Origin of the sequence: Pseudomonas sp. HMWF006, from assembly GCF_003061205.1 — a bacterium.
GTDB classification, from domain to species: domain Bacteria; phylum Pseudomonadota; class Gammaproteobacteria; order Pseudomonadales; family Pseudomonadaceae; genus Aquipseudomonas; species Aquipseudomonas monsensis.
In genome coordinates, this window is record NZ_QAIU01000435.1 from 1383 (window position 1) to 4496 (window position 3114).

The window sequence follows — 3114 nt, forward strand, 5'->3', positions numbered from 1 at the left end:
CGTGCCGTCGATGCTCGACGTGTTCCTCACCCACGGCGACACCACGCGTTGCAGCGGATTGCGTCAGGTCATGTGCAGTGGCGAAGCCTTGCCGGGCAGCATCGTTCGGCGTTTCAAACAGCAAGTGCCGGGCAGCAAATTGCACAACCTGTACGGCCCGACCGAAGCGGCGGTGGACGTCACCGCGTGGGATTGCGCCGGGCCGCTGGAGCAAACCCCGGACAACACGCCGATCGGCAAACCGATCGCCAACACCCGGATGTACATCCTCGATGCGCAACAACAGCCCGTGCCCCAAGGCGTGGTCGGCGAGTTGTACATCGGCGGCGTGCAAGTGGCCCGTGGTTATCTGAATCGCCCGGAGCTGAGCGCCGAACGCTTCCTCGACGATCCGTTCAGCGAACAGCCGAACGCACGGATGTACCGCACCGGCGACGTCGCCCGCTATCTGGCCGACGGCAATATCGAATACCTCGGCCGCAACGACGATCAGGTGAAGATCCGTGGCTTGCGCATCGAACTTGGTGAAATCCAGGCCCGCCTGACCCAGGTTGATGGTGTGCAGGAAGCCGCCGTGCTGGCTCGCGAAGACGTACCTGGCGACAAGCGTCTGGTCGCGTATTACACCGGCGCCCGCCTCGAAATCGACGTTCTGCGCAGTCACCTGCTGGAGCATTTGCCGGACTACATGGTGCCCGCCGTGTTCGTGCACCTCGACACATTGCCGCTGAGCCCCAACGGCAAACTTGACCGCAAGGCGCTGCCGGCGCCGGATCAAGGCGCGTTGCCAACCCGCGAGTACGAAGCCCCGGTCGGCGAAGTGGAAGTCACCCTCGCACGCCTGTGGGCCGAACTGCTCAACGTCGAGCGGGTAGGGCGTCACGACCATTTCTTTGAACTGGGTGGTCACTCGCTGCTGGCGGTCAGTCTGATTGGCCGGCTGCGTCAGGAAGGCATGGAAGCCGATGTCAGGTCGTTGTTCGAACATCCGACCCTGGCCGGTTACGCCGCAATTACGGAAAGAATGGAGATCGTCCTGTGAACGTGATCGAACTGTTGGCCACATTGAAGGCTAAAGATATTCAGCTGGCGGTCACGGATGACCAGTTGCGGGTCAACGGCAACAAACAGGCCTTGAGCGATCCGGCATTGCTGGCGCTGTTGCGCGAGCACAAACCGGCGCTGATCGAACTGATCAAGGCCGGGCAATACTCGGCCACCCGACACGGGCAGGTCGAGGTGCCGGCCAATGGCATTGTTCCGGGGACGACACGCATCACACCGGCGATGCTGACCCTGGTCGAACTCGACCAGGCCACCATCGACCGTCTCGTTGAGCAAGTGCCCGGCGGCGCGGCCAACGTGCAGGACATTTATCCGCTGGCGCCGCTGCAGGAAGGCATCCTCTATCACCACGCCAGTGGCGGCGAGGGCGATCCGTATGTCATGCAGTCGCACTTCGCCTTTGCCAGCCGTGAACGCTTTCAGGCGTTCGCCCACGCCCTGCAAAGCGTGATTGATCGACACGACATCCTGCGTACTGCGGTGTTCTGGGAAGGGCTGGATGCGCCGGTGCAACTGGTCTGGCGTCGGGCCGAACTGCCGATGGAGGAAGTGCTGCCCCCGACAGCCGACAGCGACGTGCTGGCGTACCTGCACGAACGTTTTGACGCCCGGCATTTTCGCCTCGATGTCAGCCGCGCACCGTTGATGCGCCTGGCCCATGCCTGGGACGAAGCCGGGCAGCGGGTGATCGCCACGTTGCTGTTCCATCACATGGCCCTCGATCACTCGGCCCTCGACGTGGTGCGTCATGAAATGCGCGCCTGCCTCACCGGACAAACTGAATCACTCGGGCGCCCGGTGCCGTTTCGCAATTACGTGGCCCAGGCGCGACTGGGCGTCAGCGAAGCCGAGCACGAGGCGTTCTTCCGCGACATGCTCGGCGATGTCGACGAGCCGACGCTGCCCTATGGTCTGCAAGACGTGCAGGGTGACGGCAGCCAGATCGAAGAGTTGAGCGTGCCGGTCGAGGCGCTGCTGGGGCAGCGTTTGCGTGCTCAGGCGCGCACGCTCGGAGTGAGTGCCGCGAGCCTGTTTCACCTCGGCTGGGCGCAAGTGCTGGCGGCGCTCACCGGCAAGCAACAGGTGGTGTTCGGCACGGTGCTGATGGGGCGCATGCAGGGCGCCGAAGCGATTGACCGGGCGCTGGGGATTTTCATCAACACCTTGCCGCTGCGGGTGGATATCGACGGCGAGGACGTGCGTGCGGCGGTCAACGCCACGCACGCTCGGCTGACCACGCTGATGCGCCACGAATACGCGCCGCTGGCCCTGGCCCAGCGGTGCAGTCACGTGGTGGCGCCGACACCGTTGTTCAGCACGCTGCTCAATTATCGCCACAGCCACGACGTCGCCACGGCCAGTGCGCAAACCCTTGCAGCATGGGAGGGCATCACCACCCTGAGTTCCGAGGAACGCACCAACTACCCGTTGACCCTGAGCGTCGATGACCTCGGTGAGCGTTTCCATCTGACCTTGCTGGCCAGTACGCAAACCCATCCGCAGCGGGTCTGCGACTACATGCTCTGCGCGCTGGAAAACCTTGTGCTGGCGCTGGAGCAGGCGTCGCAGACGCCGGTCAATCAACTGCCGATCCTGCCGGCGGCGGAGCGGGCGCAGGTGCTGCTTGGCTTCAATGCCACGCAGGCGCAAGGCCTGACCGGGTTGACCCTTCACCAGCGTCTCGAGGCACAGGTGGCCGAGCGGCCAGAGGTGTTGGCGGCGGTGTTTGGCGATGCGCAAATGACCTACGCCGAACTCAACCGCGAGGCCAACGTCCTGGCGCATCACTTGATCGACCTGGGGGTAAAACCTGACGACCGTGTGGCCATCGTCGCCCGCCGTGGCCTCGAGACGTTGGTCGGGCTGGTCGCGATTCTCAAGGCCGGCGCCGGTTACGTGCCGGTTGATCCCGCACATCCGGCCGAGCGTTTGCATTATTTGCTTGATGACAGTGCGCCAGTGGCGGTTCTGACCCAGAGCCGTCTGCGTGAGCGCCTGCCGGCTCTGAGCGTGCCGGTGATCGACCTCGACCGCCGCACCTGGCCGCAG

General features: G+C 64.2%; 2 protein-coding genes. Both read left to right on the forward strand.

Annotation, left to right across the window (positions count from 1 at the left end; all coding sequences use genetic code 11):
* Positions 1–1042: non-ribosomal peptide synthetase (locus tag DBR24_RS32740; RefSeq protein WP_256591613.1), on the forward strand; the 1042-nt coding region annotated here is incomplete at its 5' end.
* Positions 1039–3114, forward strand: a 2076-nt coding sequence (locus DBR24_RS32745; RefSeq protein WP_371921318.1) for a condensation domain-containing protein, incomplete at its 3' end; no start/stop codon positions are given. The genes DBR24_RS32740 and DBR24_RS32745, both read left to right, overlap by 4 nt.